Origin of the sequence: Limnohabitans sp. MMS-10A-192 (assembly GCF_003063335.1) — a bacterium.
Lineage (GTDB): Bacteria > Pseudomonadota > Gammaproteobacteria > Burkholderiales > Burkholderiaceae_C > Limnohabitans_A.
In genome coordinates this window covers 377,716-403,696 of sequence record NZ_NERX01000001.1, presented here as the reverse complement: position 1 = coordinate 403,696, position 25,981 = coordinate 377,716, and the positions used below count along the sequence as shown (strand labels likewise).

Sequence of the window (25,981 nt, the reverse complement as noted above, 5' to 3'; positions counted from 1 at the left end):
CCCCGGAGACCCCCCATGACCCACAACAGCTTTGCCGAGTTCTACCCGTTCTATTTGAGCGAGCACAACAACCGCACCTGCCGCCGCCTGCACTTTGTGGGCAGCACGCTGTCCTTGCTGTGCCTGGCCATGCTCGCGATCACCGGCAAGCCGCAGTACTTTTTATACGGCTTGCTGTGCGGCTACGGCTGCGCCTGGGTCGGGCACTTCGTGTTCGAGAAGAACAAACCCGCCAGCTTCAAGCGGCCGCTCTACAGCTTCATGGGCGACTGGGTCATGTACAAGGACATCTGGACGGGGCGCATCCCGTTCTGAAGACGGCTCCATGCTGTCGGGGCTGAAGCCGCCGACCTACAAGCGGCTTCCGCAGGTCGGTGGCTTCAGCCCCGACATGCCCCCTCAGTTCTGCACGCTCGACGGCACCGGCAGCAGTGAAGACAAAGTCATCTGGTCCAGCCCTGTCGCCATCCAGAACGGGTAAGACGCCGCTTCGCGCAAGACCAGCAAACGGTTGGCCAAAGGCCCCGATGGCGTCAGCGCCGGATTGATGAGCAAGACATAGCGCGATGCTTGCGGGCCGCCATCGTCGCGCAGCAGACCCAGCCAATCCAGACCCCGCAAGACTTCCAGCACCGAGGCCACTTCCCGTGCATCCAAACGCAATTGAACGCTCAAGGCCTCGGCCGTCATGCCGTGCGGCGCACTTTGGCGGGTGGCGTTCAACGCCGAAATCACCTCCAGCGCCACGCGAAAAGCCCAGCCCGCCCCATCGGGCTGGCGCAAATGTTGCCTGCGCACCTCAGGCATGCTGGCGGCAATCACCGCCCCCAGCAGCACGATGAGCCACGTCACATAAATCCAGACCAGCAAAATCGGCACCGCCGCAAATGCGCCATAGATCACCGAATAGGTCGGAAACTGCGTCAGGTAAACCGCCAGCAATTTCTTGGCCACCTCAATCCCGCCGGCCACCAAAAAACCGGCCGTCAGCGCATGGCGCCACTGCACCCGGGTGTTGGGCACATAAAAATACAAGCCACTCACGCAAGCGACCAGCAAGAAGAACTCCACACCGTCGAGCAAGCCGCGCACGATGCCGGGCAAGACGTTCACCACGTCTTGCGAGGCCGTGACCACATACGAAGTGATGGCCAGACTGGCGCCCAGAAACAAGGGGCCCAAGGTGATGGCCGCCCAGTACAGCAAGACCCGCTGCGCCAAGGGGCGCTGCCGGTCGATGCGCCAGATCTGCCCCAGCGTGCGCTCGATCGTGACCATCAAAGCGACCGCAGACATGAGCACCGCCACCAGACCGACCGCACCGAGTCGGCTGGCTTTGCGCGAAAACTGTGTCAGGTAACTGAGCACCTGCCGAGAAATGCTTTCGGGCACCAGGCTGTCGATCAGCCAACGCTGGATGGTGTCCTGGAACTTGCCAAACATCGGGAAGGCGGCAAACACCGACAGACCCACCACAAACAAAGGCACCAAGGCCAGCACGGTCGTGAAGGTCAGCGAACTGGCGCTCACGCCCAGGCGCGCATCGCGAAAACGCTGGGCCAACACGCTCAACATCTGACGCCAGGGCAACTCGCTCAGCTCTTGCCACCAAGCGCGGAAATGTTCGCGCCATGTCAGCACGGGAGGAAGGGATTTCATGACCGGTATGATGCCACCGCCATGAACACAAATACTGACAACATCCCCTCTGGCGTGAATTTCACGCGCTGGCTTGCCGTGGGCAGTTTGCTCGGCCTGATTTTGGTGGGCCTGGCCTGGGAGTTGTGGCTCGCGCCGCTGCGCCCGGGCGGCTCTTGGTGGGCCATCAAGGTGCTGCCTTTGTGCCTGCCGCTGGCGGGTTTGCTCAAGCACCGCATGTACACCTACCGCTGGGTGAGCCTGCTGGTGTGGCTGTATTTCACCGAAGGCGCTGTGCGGGCTTGGGGCGACAAATGGCCGTCCAACGGCCTGGCCCTGCTGCAAGTGCTGCTGTGTTCCAGCCTGTTTGTGGCCTGCGCCCTGCATGTGCGCATCCGCATCCAAGCCGCCAAGGCGACGGGCAATTTTGTGCCCGTGCCCAAAGATTGAGTTTTCTCTGCTGCAGCCACGGGCTGACCTGAACATGAACGACCTGCCCCGCCAAGCCCTCATCGCTCAACTGCGCCAGATCTGCGGCACAGCCAACGTCATCACGCATGACGACCCCGGTGCCGACCTGAGCCCTTGGGAGCAAGACTGGCGCAAACGCGTCAAAGGCCGTGCCCTGGCCGTGGTGCGCCCCGGCAGCACGCCGGAAGTCGCCGCCGTGGTCAAGGCCTGCGCAGCAGCGGGCACCCCCATCGTGCCCCAAGGCGGCAACACCGGGCTGGTGGTGGGCGGCGTGCCGGACGATTCGGGCACGCAGATCGTGCTGAGCATGACGCGCATGAACGCGGTGCGCGGCATCGACCCGGCCAACCTGACCATCACGGTAGAAGCCGGTTGCGTGCTGCAAAACCTGCAAGCCGCTGCCGAAAACGCCGGATTTTTATTTCCCCTGAGCCTGGGCGCCGAGGGCAGCTGCACGATTGGCGGCAATTTGGGCACCAACGCCGGTGGCACGCAAGTCGTGCGCTACGGCAACACCCGCGAGCTTTGCCTGGGCCTGGAAGTGGTCACCGCCCAAGGCGAAATTTGGAACGGCCTGACCGGCCTTCGCAAAGACAACACCGGTTATGACCTGCGCAACCTGATGATCGGCAGCGAAGGCACGCTGGGCATCATCTGCGCCGCCACCATGAAGCTCTACCCCCTGCCCGCTGCGCAGCTGACCGCCTGGGCCGCCGTGCCGAGCATGGAAGCGGCCGTGCAGCTGCTGGGCCTGGCCCACCAGCGCCTGGGCCCGGGCCTGACAGGCTTTGAGGTCATGGGCCAGTTTGCGCTGGGCTTGGTGGACAAGCATTACCCGCAACTGCGCGTGCCGCTGTGGAAAGACACCCCCTGGTGCGTGCTGCTGGAAAACTCCGACAGCGAAAACGAAGCCCATGCGCGTGCTCAGTTCGAAGCCTTGCTCGAAGCCGCGCTGGAGGCAGGCTGCGTGAGCGACGCCGTGGTGGCCGAGAACCTGACCCAAGCCCGAGGCCTGTGGCACATCCGCGAAAGCATCACCTTGGCGCAGGCCACCGAGGGCCTGAACATCAAGCACGACATCAGCATCCCGGTCTCGCGCATCCCGGCCTTTGTGGCCGAGACCGATGCGCTGCTGGCGCGTGAAGTGCCCGGCGTGCGCATGGTGGACTTTGGCCACCTGGGCGACGGCAACCTGCACTACAACGTGCAAGCCCCCGAAGGCGTGGATGGCAAGGCCTTTTTGCGTGACAACGAAGAGCGCGTGAACACCCTGGTGTTTGACCAGGTGCTCAAATTCGACGGCTCGATCAGCGCCGAGCATGGTGTGGGCGAGCTCAAAGTGGGCAAACTGCCCGACTACAAAGACCCCACGGCCCTGGCCATGATGCGCGCCGTCAAACAAGCGCTGGACCCACAGAACCTGCTCAACCCGGGTCGCGTGCTGGCCCGGCCTTGAGGGTCTGCCGTCTGCGGCGCTTCATGCGCTGCAGCGGCACGGCGCTTGGGCTCATTCAGCCCTCCACAAACACCCTCGCCTTGCGCGGCGTCAGCACCAGCGTCTCGCCTTCCTTGAAGTCTTGCTGGCGGTATTGCGAGGCCGACAGCTGCGCTTCGATGATGGCGTCCTTGCCAAAGTGGCTCTCCACCGGTTCCAGCTCCAGCCGTGCCACCGGCCCCACCACAATGGCGCGGGTCAGCTTGGCCACGATGCCGGCATTCACGCCACCGGGCGTGTAGCGGGCCACATCCAGGTCGTGCGGGCGCACATAAGCAAAGGCCTTGGCGTCCTGCACCAAGCCGTGCTCGGGGCTGTCCAGGCGCACGGCGTGCTGGTCGGCACCGATCAGCATTTCGCCTTCGTGGGCGCGGCCATGGAACAGGTTCACATCGCCCAAAAAGCCATACACAAAGGGGCTGGCCGGGTGGTCCCACACGTCTTGCGGCGAGCCAATCTGCTCGATGTTGCCCTTGTTCATCAGCACCACGCGGTCGGCCACTTCCAAGGCTTCTTCCTGGTCGTGCGTCACAAAAATGCTGGTCACATGCAGCTCGTCGTGCAGGCGGCGCAACCAGCGGCGCAGCTCCTTGCGCACCTTGGCGTCCAACGCACCAAAGGGCTCGTCCAGCAACAAGACTTTGGGCTCGACCGCCAGCGCACGGGCCAGCGCGATGCGTTGGCGCTGACCGCCCGACAACTGCGAGGGGTAACGGTCGGCCAGCCAATCGAGCTGCACCAAGCCCAGCAACTCGTGCACCTTGCGTTTGATTTCGGATTCGCTGGGCCGCTCTTTGCGCGGTTTGACGCGCAGGCCAAAGGCCACGTTCTCGAACACCGTCATGTGGCGGAACAGCGCGTAGTGTTGGAACACAAAGCCCACCTGGCGCTCGCGCACATGCACATGCGTGGTGTCTTCGCCGCTGAAGCCAATGGTGCCGCTGTCGGCCGTCTCCAGCCCCGCGATGATGCGCAGCAGCGTGGTCTTGCCGCAGCCTGATGGCCCCAGCAAAGCGACGAGTTCACCCGACTCGATGTCGAGGCTGACGTTGTTCAGCGCGGTGAAGTCGCCGAATTGTTTGTGGACGTTGCGAATTTCGATGCTCATGGTTCAAATGCTTTCCGTCGGATTCAGACGAGGGCGTCAGGGGTCGGCGTGACTGGACGCTCAGGCGGGATGTCGGCAGCGGCTTTCAGCTCTTGCTCGTGCCTCCACTCAATCACCGACTTGATCACCAAGGTGACCAGGGCCAGCAGTGCCAGCAAAGAGGCCACGGCAAAAGCGGCAGCCGATTGGTACTCGTTGTACAAAATTTCCACATGCAGCGGCATGGTGTTGGTCTGGCCACGGATGTGGCCCGACACCACCGACACCGCGCCAAACTCGCCCATGGCCCGCGCATTGCACAAGATCACGCCGTAGATCAAACCCCACTTGATGTTGGGCAGCGTGACGTACCAAAAGGTCTGCCAGCCGGTGGCGCCTAGCACGATGGCGGCTTGCTCTTCGTCGTTGCCCTGCGCCTGCATGAGCGGGATCAGCTCACGGGCAATGAACGGAAAAGTCACAAACACCGTGGCCAGCACGATGCCCGGCACGGCGAACACGATCTTGATGTCGTGTGCCTGCAGCCAAGGGCCAAACCAGCCTTGTGCGCCAAACATGAGCACATAAATCAAACCCGCCACCACGGGCGAGACCGAAAACGGCAAGTCCACCAGCGTGGTCAAAAAGGCCTTGCCTTTGAATTCGTATTTGGCAATCGCCCAAGCAGCGCACACGCCAAACACCAGGTTCAGCGGCACCGCAATCGCGGCCGTGATCAAGGTCAGGCGAATCGCCGACCAGGCATCGGGCTCTTGCAAAGCTTCCAGGTAAGCGCCCAAGCCCTTGCGCAAGGCTTCGGTGAACACCGCCGCCAAGGGCAAGACCAGAAACAGGAACATGAAGGTCAGCGCCACGCCAATCAGCGTGTAGCGCACCCATGCGGGCTCGGTGGTGCCGGCCTGGGCACGGCGAGCAGAAGGTTTCAAAGCAGCGGCGCTCATGCGGGGGCTCCTGTGTGGCGGCGTTGCCAAGCCTGCAAGGCATTGATGATGAGCAGCAAGATGAACGAAAACACCAGCATCACCAAGGCCACGGCGGTGGCACCGGCATAGTCGTATTGCTCCAGCTTGCCGATGATGATCAGCGGCGTGATCTCGGAAATCATGGGCATGTTGCCCGCGATGAAAATCACCGAGCCGTATTCACCAATCGCTCGCGCAAAGGCCATGGCAAATCCGGTGAGCAGCGCAGGCGCGATGGATGGAAAAATCACCTTGGTGAAGGTCTGCCAGCGCGTGGCGCCCAAGCAGGTCGCCGCTTCCTCGAGTTCTTTTTCAGCGTCTTCCAGCACCGGCTGCACCGTGCGCACCACGAAAGGCAGGCCAATGAAAATCAGCGCAATGACCACGCCGTTGGGGTTGAAGGCCAGCTGAATGCCCAAGGGCTCCAGGTACTGGCCCACCCAGCCGTTGCCCGCCAGCAGCGCCGTGAGCGAAATGCCGGCCACTGCGGTGGGCAGTGCAAAAGGCAAGTCCACCAGCGCGTCCACAATCTTTTTGCCAAAGAAGTTGTAGCGCACAAGCACCCAAGCCACCAAGAGGCCAAAGACCACATTGACCAGGGCCGCGATCAGCGAGGCGCCAAAGGTCAGGCGGTAAGACGCCATCACACGCGGGCCGGTCACAGCGGCCCAGAACTGGTCCCATGTCAGGGTGAAGGTTTTGAAAAACAGCGCCGACAAAGGGATCAGCACAATCAAACTCAAATAAAAAATCGTGAAACCCAGGGTCAAGTTGAACCCGGGCAACACTTTGGCTGGCGCTCGCCGTTTGGCAGGCGCCGCAATGGGCAATGCGGTCATGGATGGAAAGACTTATTTGACGGTGTACAGCTTGTCGAACTGACCGCCATCGTTGAAGTGGACTTTTTGCGCTTCGCCCAAAGAGCCAAACAACTCTTGCACGGTGAACAGCTGGATCGGCTTGAAGGTGCTGGCGTACTTTTTCAAGATGGCCGGGTTGCGCGGACGCAAGGCATGCTTGGCGGCGATCTCCTGCGCTTCGTCCGAGTACAGGTAGTTCAAGTAAGCCTTGGCCAGATCGGCCGTGCCTTTTTTGGCCACGGTGCGCTCCACCACCGCCACGGGGTTTTCGGCCACGATGCTGATCGAGGGGTGCACCGCATCGACCTTGCCCGCGCCAAATTCGTTGTCCACCGAGACCACTTCCGACTCAAACGTCACCAGCACATCGCCGATGTTGCGCTGCAAGAAGATGGTGGTCGCGTCACGCCCGCCCTTGGCCAGCACCGGCACGTTCTTGTAGAGCTTGCCCACAAACTCGGCGGCTTGCGCATCGCTGGCGCCCTTCTTCTTGGCGTAGCCCCAAGCGGCCAAATACGCCATGCGGCCATTGCCGCCGGTCTTGGGGTTGACCACGATCACCTGGATGCCGGGCTTGGTAAGGTCGTCCCAGTCCTTGATGTTTTTGGGGTTGCCGTTGCGCGTGAGGAACAGCATGGTCGATGTGGTGGGCGAGGCGTTGTTGGAAAAACGCTTTTGCCAATCCTTGGCCACCACACCGGTGCTGGCCAAAAAGTCCACATCGGTGGTGGTGTTCATGGTCACCACATCGGCATCCAAACCATCGTTGACGGCACGCGCTTGCGCACTGGAGCCGCCGTGGGCCTGGTCGATCTTGATGTCTTTGCCGGTGGTCTTTTTGTAGTTCGCCACAAAGGCCGCGTTGTAGTCCTTGTAGAACTCACGCGCCACGTCATAAGAGGCATTGAGCAAGGTCTGGGCGCTGGCGCTCAGGCCCGACAGGGCCAAGGTGGTGGCCAATGCGATGTGTGTGAGTTTTTTCATGCTGTTTCCAATTGAGATTCAGGGGTACCGCTCCACGAGAGCGATGCGGTCAAGGATTGCAAAAGCGCCAGGCCCAAAGGCCATTCGCCAAAGCCCGACTCGATGTTGATGTGCCCTGCGTTTTGCAGCCGCACCACCTCGCTGCCCCAAGACCGGGCATAGGCGCCTGCAGTGCGCACGGGGCAAAACGGGTCGTTGCTGCTGGCCACCACGATGCTGCGGTAGGGCAAAGGCTGGTAAGGCACGGGCGCAAAGTCCGCCAACACCCCCCGGCGCTCGGGGTCGGCCGGGGCCACCAGCAAAGCGCCTTGAATGCGTTGGGCCGCCTCGGGCGGCAAATGGGTGGTGGCAATGCAGCCCAGGCTGTGCGCCACGACCACCACCGGCCCTGGCTGGGCCAGGATGGTGCGGGCAATCGACGCCACCCAGGCGGTGCGCACCGGCGTGATCCAGTCGTCCTGGACCACACGCACCGCGCCCGGCAGGGCATCGGCCCACAGGCTTTGCCAGTGGCCGGGGCCCGAATCGCGCCAACCGGGCACGATGACGATGGTGGGTTGTGAAGACATAGGGCGCGATTGTGGGTGGATTGCGTTCAATCACAAACGAATCATTTGTAGTTTGCTTATTCGTTATTCAACATAAAGAAAACATCACCCCACACGCCTTGCGCCGCCCTGTGCAGTGGCACTCACGCCAGACGCCGCAAAACCAAGGGTTAACCCGTTGATTTGTCAGGCGACTGATAGACTTTGTGGCCTGTTCAAACTGAGCACCAGGGTGCTGGCCAAGCTTGGCCACGCAACCATCTTCGGAATCCTCATGAGCTTTCTTGACCGCATCCAGCTTGCCGCCCTCCACGCCTTGGTCATGTCTGCCGCCGAAGCGGCCCGGCTGATTCCGATCGGGGTCAATGTGGGCATGAGCGGCTTCACCGGCGCGGGCTACCCCAAAGCCGTGCCGCAAGCCCTGGCCGAGCGCCTGGCGGCCCTGCACGCAGCGGGGCAAACCCAGGCCAGCATCAACTTGTGGACCGGCGCCTCGACCGCCCCCGAATTGGACGGCGTTCTGGCCAAGGCGCATGGCATCCAGATGCGGCTGCCCTACCAGTCCGACCCTGCGTGCCGTCAGCTGATCAATGCCGGGCAAATGCGCTACACCGACATGCACCTCTCGCATGTGGCGCCCATGGCCCGAGCGGGCTTTCTGGGCCCACTGGATGTGGCCGTGGTCGAAGTGGTCGGCATCCTGCCCGATGGGCGTTTGATCCCGTCCACCTCGGTGGGCAACAACCCAACTTGGCTGGACCAGGCCCAGCGCATCATTTTGGAAGTCAACCTGCACCAGAACCCGGCACTCGAAGGCATGCACGACATTGAGCGCGACACGGCCATGCCGCCGCACCGCCAGCCGATTGCCCTGACCCACCCCAGTGACCGCATCGGCACGCCCTACCTGCACTGCGATGTGTCCAAGGTGGTTGCTGTGGTCATCACCGATCACCCGGACCGCAACTCGCCCTTTGATGCCCCCAATGAGGTGTCGGCCCAAATCGCCGGGCACCTGATTGACTTTCTGCAACACGAAGTCAAAGCTGGTCGCCTGCCGCCAGAGTTGCTGCCGCTGCAATCGGGGGTGGGCAACACGGCCAACGCGGTGCTGGCCGGGCTCAACAAAGGCCCATTCAAAAACCTCACCGCTTACACCGAAGTGCTGCAAGACGGCATGCTGGACATGCTGCGCTCGGGCAAGCTGGTCTTTGCATCGGCCACGGCCTTGTCGCTCAGCCCGGCTGCCTTGGCCGAGTTCAACGCGAACATCGACTTTTACCGCCAGCGCATCGTGCTGCGCCCGGAAGAAATCAGCAACCACCCCGAGCTGATTCGCCGCCTGGGCTTGATCGCCATGAACGCCATGATCGAGGCCGACCTCTACGGCAACGTCAACTCCACCCACACCATGGGCTCGGGCATCATGAACGGCATTGGCGGCTCGGGCGACTTTGCGCGCAATGCCTACCTGTCGATTTTCATGAGCCCTTCCGTGGCCAAGGGCGGCCAAATTTCCAGCATCGTGCCCATGGTCTCGCACCACGACCACACCGAACACGATGTGCAAGTCATCGTGACCGAACAAGGCTTGGCCGACCTGCGCGGCCTGGCCCCCACGCAACGCGCACAGCTGATCGTGGAACGCTGTGCCCACCCCAGCTTCAGGCCGCAACTGCGGGACTACATGGACCGAGCCAAGCACAGCGGCGCGGGCCTGCACACACCACACCTGCTGGACGAAGCACTGAGCTGGCACAGCCGGTATTTGAAGACGGGGCAGATGTGAGATGGACCGGTGCCTTCCGCCCGAACAATCTAGCGCCGATCTCGCCCATGTCGGACCAGAAGGCCCGACCAGCGCAAAAGGCATTGGTAGGTCAGCGGCTTCAGCCCCGACATGGACCTGCGCCAAGCCCACAACGTCGGACCTGAAGGTGCCGACCTACCGGGCACACCAATCAAACAGCGAACTGCCACGCATGGATGGCGGTCTGCTCGGGCAAGGGCTCGCGCAGCGGCGACTCGGCCAGTTCGGCGCTCGTGTGCTCGGCAAACTCGGCCAGCACGCGGTCTTTGACTTGCGCAAAGGCATAACTGGCGCGGTCACGGGGGTGTGGCAGCTTTACCGGGATGGTGCGGCGGATGCGCCCGGGGCGCGGCTCCATCACCACCACACGGTCGCCCAGGTACACGGCTTCTTCCACGTCGTGCGTCACCAAAATCATGGTGATGCCCTCGCTCTGCCAAATGCGCTTGAGCTCTTGCTGCAGGTGGGCGCGTGTCATCGCGTCCAGTGCGCCAAAAGGCTCATCGAGCAACAGGATTTCGGGCCGATTGACCAGCGCACGCGCAATCGCCACGCGCTGCGACATGCCGCCCGACAGCTGGTAGGGGTAGGCTTTTTCAAAGCCCTGCAAGCCCACCAGCGCGATGTGTTCACGCACGGCCTGGTGGCGCTGGCCCTCGGCCAGGTCAGAGTTCAGCAGGCCCAGACCAATGTTTTCTTCCACCGTGAGCCAGGGGAACAGGCGGTGCTCCTGGAACACGATGCCGCGCTGCAAGCTGGTGCCTTTGACGCGCTGACCGTCGAGGGCAATCTGGCCGTCGTAGCCTTCTTCGAGCCCGATGATCAGGCGCAGCAGCGTGCTCTTGCCGCAGCCGCTGGTGCCCACAATGCTGACAAACTCGCCCGGCGCGATGCTCAGGTTGATGTCTTGCAACACGGGCAGGGTTTCGCCCTTGACCTGGTAGTTTTTGTAAAGGCCTTCAATGGCCAAAGTTCCGGCGTGTGCCATGGATCGTCTTTCTTCAATACTGGGCAATGGTCTTTTGACGCCATGCCAACAAACGTTTTTCAATCAGCGACAGCGCGTGGTTGAGCACATAGCCCACCGCGCCGATCACCAGCACACCAAACAACACCAGGTCCATCCAGAAGTGCTCGCGCCCGTCGATCAGGGTGTTGCCAATGCCCTTGCCCGACACCAGCAGGTATTCGGCCCCCAGCGTGGCCAGCCAGGTGTAGATCAGCGACAGGTGAATGCCGGTGAAGATGGACGGCGCCGCCGCAGGCAAGACCACGCGCCGCCAGAGTTGCAGCGGCGTGAAGGCAAACACCCGCGCCACCTCGATCAGCTCACGCGGCACGCTGCGAAAACCCTCAAAGGTGTTGAGCACCACCGGAAAGAACGCCGCCAGCGCGATGAAAGCGATCTTGGCGCTGTCGCCCAGGCCAAACCACACCGACAAAAGCGGAATCCACGCGAACAGAGAAATCTGTTTTAGTGTGTGAAAGCTCGGGCCCAGCAGCTTTTCAAACCAGCGCGAGCCACCCAGCAGTGAGCCAAACAACAGACCCGCCAGCGTGCCGATCACAAAGCCCTGCGCGTTGCGCCACAAGCTGGCCGACAGCGCGTCCCACAGCTCGCCGCTGCTGACCTGCAGCACAGCGCGGTCCCACACCGCCAATGGCGACACCAGGATTGGCGATGTGGACCATTGGCGGTCCACCGCCAGCCACCACACACCCAGCAAGAGCAGCGGCAGCACGGCCCCACGCCCACGGCCCAATGACCAAGAAGTTGATTTCAAAACAGACATGACCATGCCTCACAAACCCGGCTTACGCCAGCGCAGCAGGTACGACTCAGCCGCGCCCAGCAGCTTGTCGATCAGGTAGCCCAACACACCCACCACCACCACGGCGGCCAACACGATGTCGAGCTGGAACAACTGGCGGCCATAGACGATCATGAAACCGATGCCCTCGGACGAGGCCAGCAACTCCACCACCACCAGGGCCAGCCAGGCATGCGTGAAGCCGTAGCGCAGACCGTTCCAGATTTGCGCTGTGGCGGCCGGGAACACCACCTTGCTCAGCAACTGCCAGCGCGTGAAGCGAAACACCCTGGCCACCTCCACATGCGCGTTGGCCACGCCCTGAATGCCCTGGCAGGTGTTGACCGCCACCGGCACCAGCGCCGCCTTGGCGATCAGCAAAAACTTGAGCGCCTCGTCAATGCCCACCAGCAGCATGAGCAGCGGCAACCATCCCATCACCGGCACCTGGCTGATGGCTTTGAACAGCGGGAACACATAGGCGTTGAAGCTGCGCGACAAACCCAGCCCCACGCCCAGCGCCAAACCCACCGACGCGCCAATGCCAAAGCCATACAGCACGCGCACCGCGCTGATCTGCAGGTTGTCCAACAACTCGCCCGAAAGGGTCAGGTCTACCAGCGTGGTCCACACTTGCTGCGGGCTGGGCAGCACCTGCAAGGCAATCCATTCGTAATGGCTGCTCAGCGCCCACAAAGCCAGCAAGAGCAAGGGAACCACCCAAGCCAGGAGCCAGTCGGCAGCCCAGGACAGCAGACCCTGCCATGCAACAGCGCCACGAGGATGAGGCTGTTTGCGCGCAGGCTTGTGTGTCTGAGCCAGCTCAGGCGACGGGGCCAAGGGCGCAGGCAAAGTCGCCGACAGCACCAGATTCAAAACAGCAGGCATGAACCACCCCGCTCAACGACCGACCTGCTGGCCATTGGCCGCATAGGCGGGCCAGTAACCTTCAAGCTTCAACTCTTTGAGCGCGGCGTTTAGGTAGTTGCGGTCAAACCAGCTGTCGATTTCGGGCTTGCCCCGGGTCAGCTTCAGGTCAAAGGCCTCGTTGGCCGCATCTTTGTAACGGGCCACCAAAAACGGATCAAGCAACGGCGACTGGCGCACGCGCAGCGGCTGGCCAATGAAGTCTTCGCGCCAGATTTTCTCGGGGTACTCGGTTTTGCCCCAGGCCTCAAAAAGTTCGTTGCGGCGGTTTTCATCCGAATATTGGTGCGCGGTTTTGACCACCACCTTGACCACGCGGCCCACGGCCTTGGGGTATTTGGCAGCAAAGTCATCGGTGACCAGCAGCGCCGTCTGGCGGGTGTACTTGAAGTTGTCTTCGTGCGCCGACCAGACGATCTGCGTGAGCCCCCGATCGCGCAGATCAAACAAACCCACATACGAAAACGCGGCATCGATGTCACGCGAAGCCAGCGCCGCATTGGTGGCCGCAAAATCCAGGTTGATCAGCTTGACGTCTTTTTCTTTCAGTCCGTGATCGGCCAGCGCTCGCACCGCCGCCAAATGCAAATTGGTACCCTTGAACACCGCCACCTTTTTTCCCCGCAAATCTTCAATGCGTTGAATGCCCGAGCCCGGCACCACGCCCAGATACAAGCCCGTGCGCACGCCACTGCCCAAGATGATCTTGGTCTTGACGCCCGCCACGCGGTGCACGATGGAAGGCAAATCGCCCTGCCATGCAAAGTCCAACTGCTTGTTGACCAGCGCCTCGTTCACAGCGGGGCCTGCACCCTTGAAGAAAATCCACTCGACCTTGATGCTGTCCTTGCGGAACTCCTCTTCAATCGCCTTGTCGGCATAAGCCAGCGCAGTGCTGGTGCCGCCATGTCGAATGGGGTTGCCCACGCCCCCGGTGGCCACGCCAATGCGGATCACGGCAGGCCCCTCTGATTTGGCAACTTCTGCCTGCACCACAGCGGCCCCCAACAGGGCCAAAGTCAACGCCCCAAGGGCAATTCGTCGGTTCATCACTCACTCCATGTTTATGCGATGGAGTGACTTTATTCACGCGGCCTTGTGATGAAAACGAATCAAATCAGATAAGAAATTGCTTAGATGAGTTGGGAATATGGATAGATGGCGGCGAGCTGCAATTCAGATTTCTGGACTCTGAGAAATGCAGACGGATGACTGGATTGCAGCGATACCGGCAGGTCTCGCCTTCTATTCATGGGTCGGTTCGGGCCAGTTGCCGACCTGCGCCAATGACGGGTAACTGGCAGCCAAGTTGCGCTGTGCTTAGATGTAGAAGAGCCCTTTGAAAGGGCGATCCAGATCAGCCACTTTTCGCTTGGGCATTGCATTAGGAAACGCACGCGACAACTCGCAACAAATTCCAAGTTGGTAGAGGGGACTATGGGCACCTGAACCGATCCTCGTGGGGGACCTTGTATCCGGCATGCGATACGAGATAGCCGATGAATTGGCCGTAGATCCTGTCTTCCGAAATGGTTCTCGGAGATGTGATTGCAGGCGCCAAGACCACAGCCGCCGACTCATCAATAATTCCAACGTGAATGAATGATTCGGCGATCAGTTGCGAACAGAAGAATGAGGCCATGTTCCTGGGCTTCTTCATGCCCGCAAAGTAGTCTTCGACCTCCCGCATAACGTCGTCTCTGTGCGCTTCTTTCCTTTCTGGTACCCGCCTCATTCCGCGCATGTCGAATGGCTTTCCAACGCAATCTTTAGCGAAGTTCTCAAGCGAAGTAATTCGGCTCGCATCCCAAAGACGATCGTCGCGCAGGACCGCAATGTGATCGAAGGAGTGCAACAGGTTGTTGGCCATAGATACTCTCACGCCGCCGGAGTCTGCTTCCAAAACCCTGTGGCTTGACAAGCAGATCGCTACATGTGAATAGCCGCGAATCTCAATGTGTTCTTCATTCATCTGGCCGGAGTAGCAAAGCAGTACGTCGCCAGCAAATAGGTCCGATAGGGCAAGGATGGTTGGTGATTGCATAAAGACCAAAGCGCAGTCAAAAGTTAGAAGCTTTGACCAGAGTTCTTGCAGGCGGATCAATTCGGTTTCTGTAGGCCGGCAAGTAACAACTAGACGGTCAGCTAGGGATAGTCTGGCAGTTGCGAGTTTTCAAGGTAGTCGAGGAGGTTTGCGTCCGCCAGCACAGCACAATAGAAAACGTGTTCCCAAGAGTTTTCACTAGGGTCCGAGTAACTATCCCTGAATGCAGCTAGATTCATTTGCACATTCTGGTCGTTTGATCGCATCTCGTTCACCAGCCTCAGTAGCCTTCGATGTTGCCCTCGAAAGAAGTGTGCATACCTCTGCTCGATGGCGAGTTCGCGAACATGGCTGGTTATGAGCGCGGTCTGCGCCACAGTCAAGCCCGGACGTACGGACAATGCAAACGTTGGTTTGTCGTAGGGACGGTGGATGCTTAGTTCCAGGACACGCTGCGCGACGAAGACATCGAAATAGGGATGAACAAAGAAGCGGGGGGAGTTCGCATCTCCGGTTTTCTCAAGCTTCTCCTTCTGGCATGCATCGCACATGGGAAAGAGGTTCAACGGCGTGACGCAAAAGTGCGGGTAGCGTCCCTTTGGAAGATAGTGATCCAGTGTGTTGGGGCGTCCCGCCTCTCCACAGGCTGGACAGAGGGTGAGTTCGTGATCGTCAAGCAGGTCCAGCATCGTCGCTTGCGTCGAACCTACCCTGGAAGACAGATATAGATTGAGGAAGGACTTCTTCTTATGCGCGACTGCGGGCCAATCGTGAATGAACTCAGGTGAGCCGCATTGGGCGACATAGTCCTGGACTCTTGTTCGCCACTCGGCGTGGATTCCATTGAAGAAGGCGGCATTCTTACCGTTTTGCCGTTCGGCTACGAGATCATCAATGATCTGAATGCTGCTCGTGGCTGGCTGAGGGAGAGGCATCACCATTGGCCGCGCTCCATGGCCTTGATCTGTACGATCAATTCCTCATTTAGCTCATCGCCGAGTGCTTCTAGTAGCGCTCCACCCGACCCAAGCTCCTCAATCTGCTCTGCTATCCATCGTTCGAAGGGCTTGGATACGGATCGATCCCCAAAGACGTACGAGGAAATGCGTTGAACATCTCCTCCGAAGGTCTGGAAAGGTGGATGCTTTACGACGACTTCATTGTCATCAGTCCGCTCGAACACATGGACGCAGTCCGCAGGAATTTCTCGGACCGTTACAAGTGAATGCGTTGCCAGAAGTGCCTTCGAGTTGAACTGCGACAGAATTTTCTTGAGCATGTCGACGAACTGGATCTCCAGAGTGGGATGAAGGTAGAGTTCGGGTTCGTCGACGAGGATCAGGCTGTTACGTCTTATCACGCCCAGAATGTTGATGACGATGTACGCAAAGAGTCGTTGGCCAGAGCTGAGTTCGACCGGAGAGCCGTTCTTAAAGAATGTGACGCCATTTTTTGGCAAGATCCACTTGCGCAAGGCCTCGTCTTTCAACTTAGCAACGTGACCTGAAGTGATAGGGATAAATCTTCTGAGATCGTCACCGTCACCGATCTCTATGCTGAGCGGGTTCACGTCATCTGTCTCGCTGTAAAAGATTTGCGGACGCTTGCTGGCTGACACATCCACGGCAGCGAAGTCGAAGTCAAACGCAGATAACAGCACGCGCTCGACGGTCTTCACCTTGTGAGCCCAATCTCGGATCGCCCGATAGCGCTTGTCGTCAGACAGACAGGCAACCAAGCCTTCCGCAGCGTTGCTCTTTGGGAAGTCATGCGAAAGCCGAATTTTTCCCCGTTTGTTCGACTCGCTTGGCGCGGAGCGGCCGCGAAAGCCAAAGTAGCGATAGGCCAGTGAGTCTTGGACTGAGTTTGGCTGGTAGTCGACCGGAAAGCGCTCGAAGGGGCTGTAGGAAACCACGACCAGTTGATTCAGATTGGGCTTGCTGATAAATCCAAGCTCGTCATCTTTGCTCTGAGTCATCCAGTCGTCGACCATTTGATGAAGGACCCTCGATTTGCCGGATCCGTTTGCGCCGATCAAGACATTCACGTCATGCGGCAGGGGGCTGTCTGCCTGAAACTTTAGGTTCAGAGTGGCTGTCTTGCCGAAGATGTCCTTGTACCGGAACCCCAGGTCTAGCACCGCTATGGCTTGCCGTTCGAGGATCTTCCAACCGTCCAGGTATGCCTTGGTGCTACCGCGTTCGCGCTGAAGTGAATTCTTGAAGCCCTCGGTTTCCACAAGTCTTTTGGCGGTTTCGTCATCCACAACTCGGACAAGATAGCTTGCGTCATGTAGAGCCTTCGCCACTCGAGTCGCGATGCGATAGCCAACCGCACCCTCCAGCTGCTCATAGAAAGCGATCTCTGACGGGATGGATATGTAGTCTGTATCTGGTATTGGAAATACACCGTCCCAACCCTTGGCGAGCAATTGGTCTAGATAGGCGCACGTATAGTGTTTACCATCGACTAGCAGCCGGATGAGGCCAAGCTCTACAAGCTTGCCTTTTATGCGGCAGGTAGTGGGGAAGCTTGTCTGATATCCGTAGTCATTCCAGTTGTTCCAGAAAAGCTCGATGACATCTCCCTCCAAGCTCGGAGGCGGCATGTTTCGTCGGCTAGCGGTGCCTAGATAGACTACCTTCATATTATCCCCTCTGGAATGTCTCGCTGTTTCCGTCCGGCGATGCACTCCACGCGTTTACATCGTCACGGAACGACTGCCGAAGCGACATCATTGATTCTTGAATGACAGGACTTTGATGGCCGCTAGGTCCGCCATGGGTCGGGAACTGCACGTCACGGCAGAAACCTGAATGTCTCTTGCCAGTTTTTAAGTGACTTTGATTACGCATAATTCTGCCCAAATCCCGAACCTATAAATCCATCAAATCCATCACCTCAACGCCTCTCAATCTCCACCCCACAAACAAAAAAACCCACGGCTTTCGCCGTGGGCCAAATGAACCCGCCAAGGTTCAGGAGACAACTGGTTGGGATCAGAAAGCCTGATCCGCTGTGAAGGTGATGCGGTGCAGTTTGCGGTGCTGCGGAAAGTAATCGCCCACGGCGTAGTGTTGGGTGGATCGGTTGTCCCACACGGCCAAGGTGTTGGGCTGCCAGCGCAAGCGCGCCTGGTATTCGGGCACGGTGATCAGCGCATACAGCTGCGTGAGCAGCGCGTCGCTCTGGGCGCGGGGCAGGCCTTTGATGTGGCTGGTGAAGGTGGGGTTCACATACAAAATCTTTTTGCCGGTGACGGGGTGCACGCGCACCACGGGATGTTCCACCGGCGGGTATTTGGCGCGGGCCTCGGCCAGTTGTTGGCCGCTGCTGTCTTTGCCCAGCAGGTATTCGGTCCAGCGGCTGATCTCCCAGGTGTGCACGGCGGTAAGTGTTTCCAGGTAGGCCTTGAACTCGGCTGGCAGTTGCTCATAGGCGGTGGTCAGGCTTGACCAAATGGTGTCGCCACCGCTGGCCGGGATGACTTGCGCATACAGGCTGGTGCCCACGGGTGGGTTGTCACGCCAGGTGATGTCGGCGTGCCAGTTGTTGGCGGCGCTGGGGCGCTCGGCGGTGCTTTCCACAATCTCGATCTCGGGCTGGTTTTCCACGCGCGGAAAGAAGGCTTTGACCTCGTTCACATGGCCAAAGATGCGGGTGAACTCCACCTGTTGGGCGGGCGTGATGGTTTGGTCGCGGAAGAAGATGACTTCGTGGCGGGCCAGCGCATCTTTCAGTTCGGTCTTGGCCACATCGCTTAGAGGCTTGGACAGATCCAGGCCGTGGATGGTGGCGCCGATGGTGGGCGTATAGGGCTCCACCGCAAAGCTGGTGTAGTGCTGGGGCAAGTCGTTGAGTTTGGACATCTCGTGTTCCTTTCTTGATGAGATGGCTCTACCTTAAAAACCATTGGCGCTCAGGTCAAAGAAGCTTTTGGCGCATGCTTATCCGGAAATCAGCAGCGCGCTTTTTCATACCATTTGCTTCGTTGTGCGTGCGTGTTGCTCGCCCAAGAATGCCTGTCTCTTCAACTTTTTGACTGGACAGAACATGAGCAAGAAACAACTCCGGCTGGGCGCTTTCATCATGCCCACGGGCCACCACATTGCCGCCTGGCGGCACCCCGGCTCGCAGGCCGATTCGGGCATCAACATCGACCACTACATCGAAGTCGCGCAGACCGCCGAACGCGGCCTGTTCGATCAGGTGTTTGTGGCCGACAGCCCCGGCATCTGGCACCAGGGCGATGACGAGTCGTTCAGCCGCCAAGGGCGCGTGTCGCACTTCGAGCCGGTCACGCTGTGGGCCGCGCTGTCTGCCGTGACCAAGCACATTGGCTTTGTGGCCACCGCATCGACCACCTACGAAGACCCGTTTTTGCTGGCGCGCAAATTCGCGTCGCTCGACCACATCAGCAAAGGCCGCGCCGCCTGGAACGTGGTGACCACCAGCGCCGAGGCGGTGTATGGCAACTTTGGGTTGGACGCGCACCCCGACCCGGCCACGCGCTACGAACGCGCCCACGAGTTTGTGGACGTGGTCAAAGGCCTGTGGGACAGTTTTGAAGACGATGCCTTCAGCCGCAACAAAGAGACCGGCGTTTACTTTGATCCGCAAAAGCTGCACAAGCTCAACCATGTGGGCAAGCACCTCAAGGTATCAGGCCCGCTCAACATCGAGCGGCCACCGCAAGGCCACCCGGTCATCGTGCAGGCGGGTTCCAGTGAAGACGGCAAGGAGCTGGCCGCCGCCACCGCCGAGGCCATCTTCACAGCCTGGACGAGCCTGGCCGAAGCGCAAGCCTTTTATGCCGATGTGAAAGGCCGCTTGCCCAAATATGGCCGCACGCCTGACCAGCTGCTGGTCTTGCCCGGCATCTCGCCCGTGGTGGGCCGCACACAAGAAGAAGCCGATGCCAAATGGGCCGCGCTGCAAAAGCTGATTCACCCCTCGGTCGGGCTGGGCACGCTGGCCCCGTTCTGGCCTTTGGACGAATTGCAAAAGTGGGACCTGGATGCCCCACCGCCCTACTACCCCGAGCCGCCCAAGGGCATCAACAGCCGCGCCCATGTGGTGATCGAGCTGGCCCGGCGCGAGAAGTACACCATCCGCCAGCTCTACGAATATTTGGCCGGCGCGCGCGGCCACCTGGTGGTCGTGGGCACCCCGGCCAAGATCGCCGACACGATTCAGGAGTGGTTTGAAAACGGCGCAGCCGACGGCTTCAACGTGATGCCGCCCGTGCTGCCCGAATCGCTGAACGACTTTGTGGATCTGGTGATCCCCGAGCTGCAACGCCGTGGCCTGTTTCGCACCGCCTACGAAGGCAGCACCCTGCGCGAGAACCTGGGCTTGGCGCGGCCTGAGAGCCGGTATGCGAATGTGAAGAAAGCGGCGTGATTTCTATAGGTCAGCAGCTTCAGCTCCGACACAGGCTTTTCAAATGCGGCGAATTCGCCGCAATTAAAAATCAGACGCGGCCAATCACCGCACAGCGGCCTCATACCAAGTGCCCCGGCCCACCCCGTGCTTGGCAAGATGACCCTCTTTGACAAGTTTGGCCAGGTGCGCCTTGATGGTGGCGCGGTTGGCACCAGTTTGTTGCTCGGCTTGTGATGTGGTCAGTTGGCCATGCGCCTTGACCAAGGCCAGCAGATCAACCGAGAGCTTGGGCAACATCTGGGACATCATTTTTTCGCGTTCAACTTTTTCACCCAGGCGTTTGACTTGAGAGGCCAGCGATGAAAGGAAAAATACCAGCCAAGGCTGCCAGTTGGGTTGCTCGGTGCGAATGGTGCCTTGCGTTTGTCGCAGGGCGATGTAATAGCCGCCTTTGTTTTGTTCGATGATGCTTTCGAGTGAACTGTAGGGCACATAGCTGTAACCAAACTGGAGCATGAGCAGCGTGGTCAGGATGCGCGACAAGCGGCCATTGCCGTCTTCAAACGGATGAATTTCCAGAAAAACCACGACGAAGACGGCGACGATCAACAGCGGGTGCAGGGTTTTGTGGTCACGCGCATGGCGCACCCAGTCCACCAGTTCTTGCATCAGGCGTGGCGTGTCAAACGGAGAAGCGGTTTCAAAGACCACCGCCACCTGTTCGCCCTTTTCGTTGAAGGCGGCGACGTTGTTGGAGATTTTTTTGTAATGTCCTTGATGGTGCGTGTCTTTGTTGCTGTACTGAAGCAGGTCACGGTGAAGTTGACGGATGTGGTTTTCGTTGAACGGAATGTGTTCCCAGGATGCGTAAAGCAGTTCCATCACATCGGCATAGCCCGCGACTTCTTGCTCGTCTCTTGTGGTGAACTTTTTGACCTTGATGTTTGAAAGCAAGGCATCGACCTCGGCATTGGTCAGTTTGCTGCCTTCAATCCGGGTGGATGAGGCCACGCTTTCGATGGTGGCCACACGCCGCAATGCCAACAGCCGCTCTGGTGCCAGTGAGCCCAAAGCTCGCCAAGCTCCTTTGAACTCGTCAATTTGGGCGATCAGCGACAGCACTTCGGGGCTGATCTGGAGGGTGTCTGTTTTGAACATAGAAGTGAATATAGCCGCAAAAATAGCCATGAATATCCACAAATATCCATAAATAGCCGTAAAAACCCCTGAATTTCGTCAAGGGTCGAGTCCAGCTGCCAAGGTTCAGGCGACAAAAAAGCTGCGGTCAATAGAGGACACTGACTGCACATCACTCTGGCGAACGCTTCCGCAATCAGTCTTTCTGCGCGTTGTTGATACGTCCTTGCCAGGCTGGCCCGGTAACTTTGAATTCAGCCACCACATTGGGCGAAAGCTGATCACGCGCCTGACGAAGTTAAGGGCGTGACATTGCCGACAACAAGGGCCTGGCGCGGCCTGAGAGCCGGTATGCGAATGTGAAAAAGGTGGCCGCTTGCCCTGCAAGCGATCATCAGCGCCTCACAAGCGCCTGATCGCCAGCAGGGCTGACTCCTACAACAATGACCGTTCAGCTAGCGGTCAACGCCTGCTCCACCGCCTCACGCGTGAGGGTGGGCGCAAAGGTCTCGATGAAGCTGTAGGCAAAGCCGCGCAGCCATGCGCCGCGCCGGATGGCCAGGCGGGTCTGGTTGATCTCGAACAGGTGCCCGGCGTCCAGCAGGCGCAGGTGGGTGTCGCGGTCGGGGTCCACCGCGATGGACGCGACGATGCCCACGCCCATGCCCAGCTCGACATAGGTCTTGATCACGTCGGCGTCCATGGCAGTCAGCACCACATCAGGACTCAAACCTTCTTTGGCAAAGGCGTCGTCGATGTGCGAGCGGCCGGTGTAACCATGCTCGTAGGTGATGATCGGGAATTGCGCCAGTTGCGCCAGCGTCACCGGCCCGCTGTGCGCCAGCAGCGGGTGGTCGGGTGGCACCACGATGCTGTGCGTCCAGCGGTAGCAAGGCAGCGCCACCAGCTGCGGGTATTGCGCCAGCGCTTCGGTGGCCACGCCGATGTCGGCCTCGCCCGAGAGCAGCATTTCGGCCACTTGCTTGGGCGAGCCTTGGTGCAGGTGCAGCGACACATTGGGGAACAACTGCCTGAAGTCGCGCACCACATGCGGCAGCGCATAGCGCGCCTGCGAGTGCGTGGCCGCCACCGACAGCTGGCCGTTGAGCTTGGCGCTGAAGTCATCGCCCACGCGCTTGATGTTCTCGGCCCCCAGCAAGATCTGCTCGACCAGCGGCAGCAGCGCCTGGCCTGGCGGTGTGAGGCCGGTCAGGCGTTTGCCGTTGCGCACAAAAATCTCGATGCCCAGTTCGTCTTCCAGTTCGCGGATTTGGCGGCTCACCCCGGGTTGCGAGGTGAACAGCATGTTGGCCACCTCGGTCAGGTTGAAGCCGCAGCGCACAGCTTCGCGCACCGATTTGAGTTGCTGAAAGTTCATGCCGCCACCGCTTGCTGAGCCCGGACGGCGGGGTGGACCGGGCGGCTCAGGCCCAGGTGATCGCGCAGGGTCCGCCCGGTGTATTCGGTGCGGAACAGGCCGCGCCGCTGCAACTCAGGGATCACCAGATCGGCAAAGTCCTTGAGGCCATGCGGCAAGGTGGGCGCGAGCACGTTGAAGCCGTCGGCCGCGCCGGTCTTGAACCAATGCTCCAGCTGGTCGGCAATGTGCTCGGGCGTGCCCACCAGCGTCCAATGGCCGCGGGCGCTGGCCACGCGTTCGTAGAGCTGGCGAATCGACAGGTTTTCGCGGGCAGCGAGTTTGGCAAAGAGTTCCTGGCGGCTTTTCCAGCCCTCGGTCACGGGCAAGTCTTGCGGAAACGGATCGTTGATGTTGTAGCCCGACAGATCGACGTTGCCCAAGAAGGCTGAGAGCAAACCTAGGCCCAGCACCGGGTCGATCAGGCTTTGCAGCTGCTCGAATTTTTCTTGCGCCTCTTGCTGGCTGCGGCCCACAAAGGGCGAGATGCCGGGCATGATTTTGAGCTCGTCAGCGGTGCGGCCATAGGCAGGCAAACGCGACTTGAGCGAGGTGTAGAAGGCCCGTGCGTCTTCCACGGTTTGCTGTGCGGTGAAGACCACTTCAGCGGTGGCTGCTGCCAGATCCTGGCCGTCGTTGGACGAACCGGCCTGCACCAGCACCGGGTAGCCCTGCGGGGCGCGGGGGGCTTGCAGCGAACCTTGCACCTTGAACTTGAGGCCCTGGTGCGCCACGCGGTGCAGCTTGTCGGTGTCAAAGAAGCGGTTGTTGGTTTTGTCGTAAGTGAAGGCGTCGTCTTCCCAGCTGTCCCACAGGCCTTGGGTGATCTTGACGTATTCGTGGGCGATCTTGTAGCGCTCGGCATGCTCCAGCTGGTGCGGCAGGCCAAAGGCTTTGGCTTCAAACTCGCTGCCCGAGGTGACCAGGTTCCAGCCGCTGCGGCCGTCGCTCAGGTGGTCGAGCGTGGCGAATTTGCGCGCCAAGTGGTACGGCGGCAAATAGGTGGTGGACACGGTCGACACCAGCCCGATGCGCTCGGTCACGCCCGCCAGGGCGGTCTGCAGCAGCAAGGGGTCAAAAGGGTATGGCAGTGCGTTGCGGGTGATCACGTCGGCAGGGCCGTCGCTCATGCCCACGTTGTCGGCAAAAAACACCGCGTCAAATTTGGCGGCCTCGGCCTGGCGTGCCCAGTCTTGCAGGGTGCGCAGCGTGGTCGAAGCGGTGGGGTCCACATCGGGGTGGCGCCATGCGGCCAGGTGGTGACCGACGCCGAAAAAGAAGGCCCCCAGATGCAGTTGCCGTTGTTGTTTTTGTTGAGTCATGGATATTCTTTCACTGGGGGCCAGAGAGGATCAGCGCGGTGTGATCAAAGTTTGGCAATCGACACTTCGGTCGACTTGACCAAGGCGACCACTTCGGAGCCGACCTTGAGTGCCAGGTCGTCCACCGAGCGGGTGGTGATGACCGAGGTCACGATGCCCCAAGGGGTCTCGACGTCGATCTCGGAGACGACATCGCCACGGATGATTTCCTTGATCTTTCCTTTGAATTGGTTGCGAACGTTGATGGCTTGAATGGACATGGTTTTCTCCTTGAAAAGTCCGTTTGAAAAAATGAGGTTCAGATGGCCCAGCGCAGGCCGCTGGCGGGGGTGGTGATCCACGAGGTGTCGACGCTGGGCTCGGGGTCTTCGCGTTGCAGCACGCGGTCGAGGATGCGTTTTTCGATCGCGGCAAAGCGGGCATCGCCTCGCGAACGAGGACGCGGCAGGTCGATGCGTTCGTCGAGCGCAATGGCGCCGTCTTCGATCAGGATCACGCGGTCCGCCAGGGCCACGGCTTCTTGCACGTCGTGGGTAACCAGCAGAGCGGTGAAGCCGTTGGCCTTCCAGAGGTTTTCGATCAGCTCGTGCATCTCGATGCGGGTGAGCGCATCGAGCGCGCCGAGCGGTTCGTCGAGCAGCAGCAGTTGCGGGTTGTGGACCAGAGCGCGGGCCAGGGCCACGCGTTGGCGTTGCCCGCCCGACAGGCGTGCGGGCCATTCGTTTTGGCGGTCGCCCAGGCCGACTTGCGCCAGCACCTTGGCGGCAGCGGCCTTGCCCGACTCGGGCAGGCCCAGGGCCACGTTGTCGAGCACGCGCCGCCAAGGCAGCAAGCGTGCCTCCTGGAACATGATGCGGGTGTGCTCGTTCAGCCCTTTGACGGCCTGGCCATCGAGCAGCAAGTCGCCCTGCGTGGCGGGCTCCAGCCCTGCCACCAGACGCAGCAAGGTGCTCTTGCCGCAGCCGCTGCGGCCTACGATGGCGACAAACTCGCCGGGCTCGATCACCAGCTCGGTGCCTTGCAGCACGCGGCGCTGGCCATAGCTTTTGCCCAAGGCACGGGCCTGCACGCGCACGCCGCCCTGCCCTGTGGATGTGTTGTGTTCAGTCATGTTCTTGTCTCGTTCAGGGGTGTTCACTGGTAGCCGGGGTGCCAGCGCAGCCAGTACTTCTCCAGGCCTTTGGCAAACACGTCGGCCAGCTTGCCCAATGCGGCGTAGAGCAGGATGCCGACCAGCACCACGTCGGTCTGCAAAAACTCGCGGGCGTTCATGGTCAGGTAGCCGATGCCCGCTTGCGCCGAGATGGTCTCGGCCACGATCAGGATCACCCACATCAGGCCCAGCGAAAAGCGCAGCCCCACCAAAATGGACGACATGGCGCCCGGCAAAATGATCTGGCGGTACAAGCCCCAGCGCGAGAGGCCATAGGTGCGGCCCATCTCGATCAGGCCCGGGTCCACATTGCGGATGCCATGGAAGGTGTTGATGTAGATCGGAAAAAACACCGCCACCGAGATGAGGAAGAGCTTGGCGCTTTCTTCGATGCCGAACCACAGGATGACCAGCGGGATCAGCGCCAGCGCCGGGATGTTGCGCACCATCTGGATGGTCGAGTCCAGCAGCGTTTCAAGCCAGCGCACCGAACCTGTGAGCAGGCCCAGCACCAGACCCAGCCCCCCGCCGATGGCCAGACCCAGCAGCGCCCTGCCCGCACTGATGCGCACATGGGTCCACAACTCGCCCGACTCGGCCAGCGCCCAGGCGGCGTCGACCACGCTCAGGGGCGCGGGCAGCACGCGGGTGGACAGCCACCCCAGCGATGAGGACAACTGCCACACGATGATCAGCGCCAGCGGCACCAGCCAGGGCAGCAGCCTTTGCCCCACAGACTGCAAAAACTGCAGCAAGGGTTGCCAGTCGATCGGTGAGGACGCGACGTTCAGCCCCCAGGACTGCTCGGCCGCCAAGGTGGAGGACACCTCGGGCGGATAAACGTCGAGGAACAAATCGCCTTTGTCGATCTCGGCGTCGGACGTGTTTTGCACATTGCTCATGCGACGC

25 protein-coding genes and 1 pseudogene are annotated in these 25,981 nt (G+C 60.4%); 5 read left to right on the top strand and 21 right to left on the bottom strand.

Annotated elements, in window-relative coordinates:
- The first annotated feature begins 15 nt into the window (after positions 1 to 15).
- Complete coding sequence (locus B9Z43_RS02065) at positions 16 to 315, top strand: DUF962 domain-containing protein (RefSeq protein WP_108322484.1); 300 nt, start codon at positions 16 to 18, stop codon at positions 313 to 315.
- An 84-nt stretch (positions 316 to 399) separates the two neighbouring features.
- On the opposite strand, the gene B9Z43_RS02060 is transcribed toward B9Z43_RS02065, so the two are convergent.
- Positions 400 to 1,659 carry a YihY family inner membrane protein gene (locus B9Z43_RS02060; RefSeq protein WP_108322483.1) on the bottom strand — a complete coding sequence of 420 codons (1,260 nt, stop codon included), beginning with the start codon at positions 1,657 to 1,659 and terminating at the stop codon, positions 400 to 402.
- Positions 1,660 to 1,680: 21 nt separating this feature from the next.
- Here B9Z43_RS02060 and B9Z43_RS02055 point away from each other — a divergent pair, with 21 nt between their 5' ends.
- Positions 1,681 to 2,088 (top strand): DUF2069 domain-containing protein, encoded by a 408-nt coding sequence (locus B9Z43_RS02055; protein ID WP_108322482.1) that lies wholly within the window; start codon positions 1,681 to 1,683, stop codon positions 2,086 to 2,088.
- 34 nt (positions 2,089 to 2,122) lie between these two features.
- Positions 2,123 to 3,565, top strand: a complete 1,443-nt coding sequence (locus tag B9Z43_RS02050; RefSeq protein ID WP_108322481.1) for an FAD-binding oxidoreductase — start codon at positions 2,123 to 2,125, stop codon at positions 3,563 to 3,565.
- A 55-nt stretch (positions 3,566 to 3,620) separates the two neighbouring features.
- Here the strand turns inward: B9Z43_RS02050 and B9Z43_RS02045 are convergent, their stop codons facing one another.
- From B9Z43_RS02045 to B9Z43_RS02025, 5 genes are read right to left on the bottom strand one after another with little or no spacing between them, the layout of a single operon-like run.
- Positions 3,621 to 4,712 carry a sulfate/molybdate ABC transporter ATP-binding protein gene (locus B9Z43_RS02045; protein WP_108322480.1) on the bottom strand — a complete coding sequence of 364 codons (1,092 nt, stop codon included), beginning with the start codon at positions 4,710 to 4,712 and terminating at the stop codon, positions 3,621 to 3,623.
- A 23-nt stretch (positions 4,713 to 4,735) separates the two neighbouring features.
- Entirely contained in the window at positions 4,736 to 5,653 is a 918-nt protein-coding gene (gene cysW, locus B9Z43_RS02040; protein WP_108322479.1) for a sulfate ABC transporter permease subunit CysW, read from the bottom strand.
- Complete coding sequence (gene cysT, locus B9Z43_RS02035; RefSeq protein WP_108322478.1) at positions 5,650 to 6,513, bottom strand: sulfate ABC transporter permease subunit CysT; 864 nt, start codon at positions 6,511 to 6,513, stop codon at positions 5,650 to 5,652. Before cysT ends, cysW begins: the two co-directional genes overlap by 4 nt.
- A 12-nt stretch (positions 6,514 to 6,525) precedes the next feature.
- Positions 6,526 to 7,518 carry a sulfate ABC transporter substrate-binding protein gene (locus tag B9Z43_RS02030; protein WP_108322477.1) on the bottom strand — a complete coding sequence of 331 codons (993 nt, stop codon included), beginning with the start codon at positions 7,516 to 7,518 and terminating at the stop codon, positions 6,526 to 6,528.
- Positions 7,515 to 8,087, bottom strand: a complete 573-nt coding sequence (locus B9Z43_RS02025) for an alpha/beta hydrolase (protein WP_108322476.1) — start codon at positions 8,085 to 8,087, stop codon at positions 7,515 to 7,517. The genes B9Z43_RS02030 and B9Z43_RS02025 overlap by 4 nt, the downstream gene beginning before the upstream one ends.
- 253 nt (positions 8,088 to 8,340) lie before the next feature.
- Between B9Z43_RS02025 and B9Z43_RS02020 the strand changes: the two genes are divergently transcribed.
- On the top strand, positions 8,341 to 9,855 hold the full coding sequence (locus B9Z43_RS02020; protein ID WP_108323143.1) for an acetyl-CoA hydrolase/transferase family protein: 1,515 nt from the start codon (positions 8,341 to 8,343) through the stop codon (positions 9,853 to 9,855).
- Positions 9,856 to 10,027: 172 nt separating this feature from the next.
- Here the strand turns inward: B9Z43_RS02020 and B9Z43_RS02015 are convergent, their stop codons facing one another.
- From B9Z43_RS02015 to B9Z43_RS01980, 8 genes are all read right to left on the bottom strand, one after another.
- Positions 10,028 to 10,864 carry an ABC transporter ATP-binding protein gene (locus B9Z43_RS02015; protein WP_108322475.1) on the bottom strand — a complete coding sequence of 279 codons (837 nt, stop codon included), beginning with the start codon at positions 10,862 to 10,864 and terminating at the stop codon, positions 10,028 to 10,030.
- A gap of 13 nt (positions 10,865 to 10,877) precedes the next feature.
- Positions 10,878 to 11,669: an ABC transporter permease gene (locus B9Z43_RS02010; protein WP_108323141.1), complete on the bottom strand. Its 792-nt coding sequence runs from the start codon at positions 11,667 to 11,669 to the stop codon at positions 10,878 to 10,880.
- Between the two features lie 9 nt (positions 11,670 to 11,678).
- Entirely contained in the window at positions 11,679 to 12,557 is an 879-nt protein-coding gene (locus tag B9Z43_RS02005; RefSeq protein WP_369910057.1) for an ABC transporter permease, read from the bottom strand.
- 30 nt (positions 12,558 to 12,587) lie between these two features.
- Positions 12,588 to 13,664: an ABC transporter substrate-binding protein gene (locus tag B9Z43_RS02000; RefSeq protein WP_108322473.1), complete on the bottom strand. Its 1,077-nt coding sequence runs from the start codon at positions 13,662 to 13,664 to the stop codon at positions 12,588 to 12,590.
- Positions 13,665 to 14,049: 385 nt separating this feature from the next.
- The gene (locus B9Z43_RS01995) at positions 14,050 to 14,718 is read right to left on the bottom strand and encodes a YiiX/YebB-like N1pC/P60 family cysteine hydrolase (protein ID WP_146183901.1); all 669 of its coding nucleotides are present in this window, start codon (positions 14,716 to 14,718) and stop codon (positions 14,050 to 14,052) included.
- A gap of 41 nt (positions 14,719 to 14,759) precedes the next feature.
- Complete coding sequence (locus tag B9Z43_RS01990; RefSeq protein WP_108322471.1) at positions 14,760 to 15,599, bottom strand: hypothetical protein; 840 nt, start codon at positions 15,597 to 15,599, stop codon at positions 14,760 to 14,762.
- Positions 15,593 to 17,305 carry an ATP-binding protein gene (locus B9Z43_RS01985; protein ID WP_108322470.1) on the bottom strand — a complete coding sequence of 571 codons (1,713 nt, stop codon included), beginning with the start codon at positions 17,303 to 17,305 and terminating at the stop codon, positions 15,593 to 15,595. The genes B9Z43_RS01990 and B9Z43_RS01985 overlap by 7 nt, the downstream gene beginning before the upstream one ends.
- Before the next feature lie 352 nt (positions 17,306 to 17,657).
- Entirely contained in the window at positions 17,658 to 18,527 is an 870-nt protein-coding gene (locus tag B9Z43_RS01980) for a TauD/TfdA family dioxygenase (RefSeq protein ID WP_108322469.1), read from the bottom strand.
- Positions 18,528 to 18,711: 184 nt separating this feature from the next.
- Between B9Z43_RS01980 and B9Z43_RS01975 the strand changes: the two genes are divergently transcribed.
- Positions 18,712 to 20,061 (top strand): LLM class flavin-dependent oxidoreductase, encoded by a 1,350-nt coding sequence (locus B9Z43_RS01975; RefSeq protein ID WP_108322468.1) that lies wholly within the window; start codon positions 18,712 to 18,714, stop codon positions 20,059 to 20,061.
- Positions 20,062 to 20,145: 84 nt separating this feature from the next.
- Here the strand turns inward: B9Z43_RS01975 and B9Z43_RS01970 are convergent, their stop codons facing one another.
- The 7 genes and pseudogenes from B9Z43_RS01970 to ssuC form a co-directional block, all read right to left on the bottom strand.
- Positions 20,146 to 21,201, bottom strand: a complete 1,056-nt coding sequence (locus tag B9Z43_RS01970; protein WP_108322467.1) for a Fic family protein — start codon at positions 21,199 to 21,201, stop codon at positions 20,146 to 20,148.
- A 175-nt stretch (positions 21,202 to 21,376) separates the two neighbouring features.
- A pseudogene (locus tag B9Z43_RS17530) lies at positions 21,377 to 21,451 on the bottom strand (hypothetical protein); the annotation flags it as partial.
- Between the two features lie 180 nt (positions 21,452 to 21,631).
- Positions 21,632 to 22,558, bottom strand: a complete 927-nt coding sequence (locus B9Z43_RS01960; protein WP_108322466.1) for a CysB family HTH-type transcriptional regulator — start codon at positions 22,556 to 22,558, stop codon at positions 21,632 to 21,634.
- Complete coding sequence (locus B9Z43_RS01955) at positions 22,555 to 23,919, bottom strand: LLM class flavin-dependent oxidoreductase (protein WP_108322465.1); 1,365 nt, start codon at positions 23,917 to 23,919, stop codon at positions 22,555 to 22,557. The genes B9Z43_RS01960 and B9Z43_RS01955 overlap by 4 nt, the downstream gene beginning before the upstream one ends.
- A gap of 44 nt (positions 23,920 to 23,963) precedes the next feature.
- Positions 23,964 to 24,179, bottom strand: coding sequence for a molybdopterin-binding protein (locus B9Z43_RS01950; RefSeq protein WP_108322464.1), 216 nt, complete (start codon positions 24,177 to 24,179; stop codon positions 23,964 to 23,966).
- Between the two features lie 38 nt (positions 24,180 to 24,217).
- Positions 24,218 to 25,030 carry an ATP-binding cassette domain-containing protein gene (locus B9Z43_RS01945; protein WP_108323136.1) on the bottom strand — a complete coding sequence of 271 codons (813 nt, stop codon included), beginning with the start codon at positions 25,028 to 25,030 and terminating at the stop codon, positions 24,218 to 24,220.
- 23 nt (positions 25,031 to 25,053) lie between these two features.
- Positions 25,054 to 25,974 carry an aliphatic sulfonate ABC transporter permease SsuC gene (ssuC, locus tag B9Z43_RS01940; protein ID WP_108322463.1) on the bottom strand — a complete coding sequence of 307 codons (921 nt, stop codon included), beginning with the start codon at positions 25,972 to 25,974 and terminating at the stop codon, positions 25,054 to 25,056.
- Positions 25,975 to 25,981: the final 7 nt, after the last annotated feature.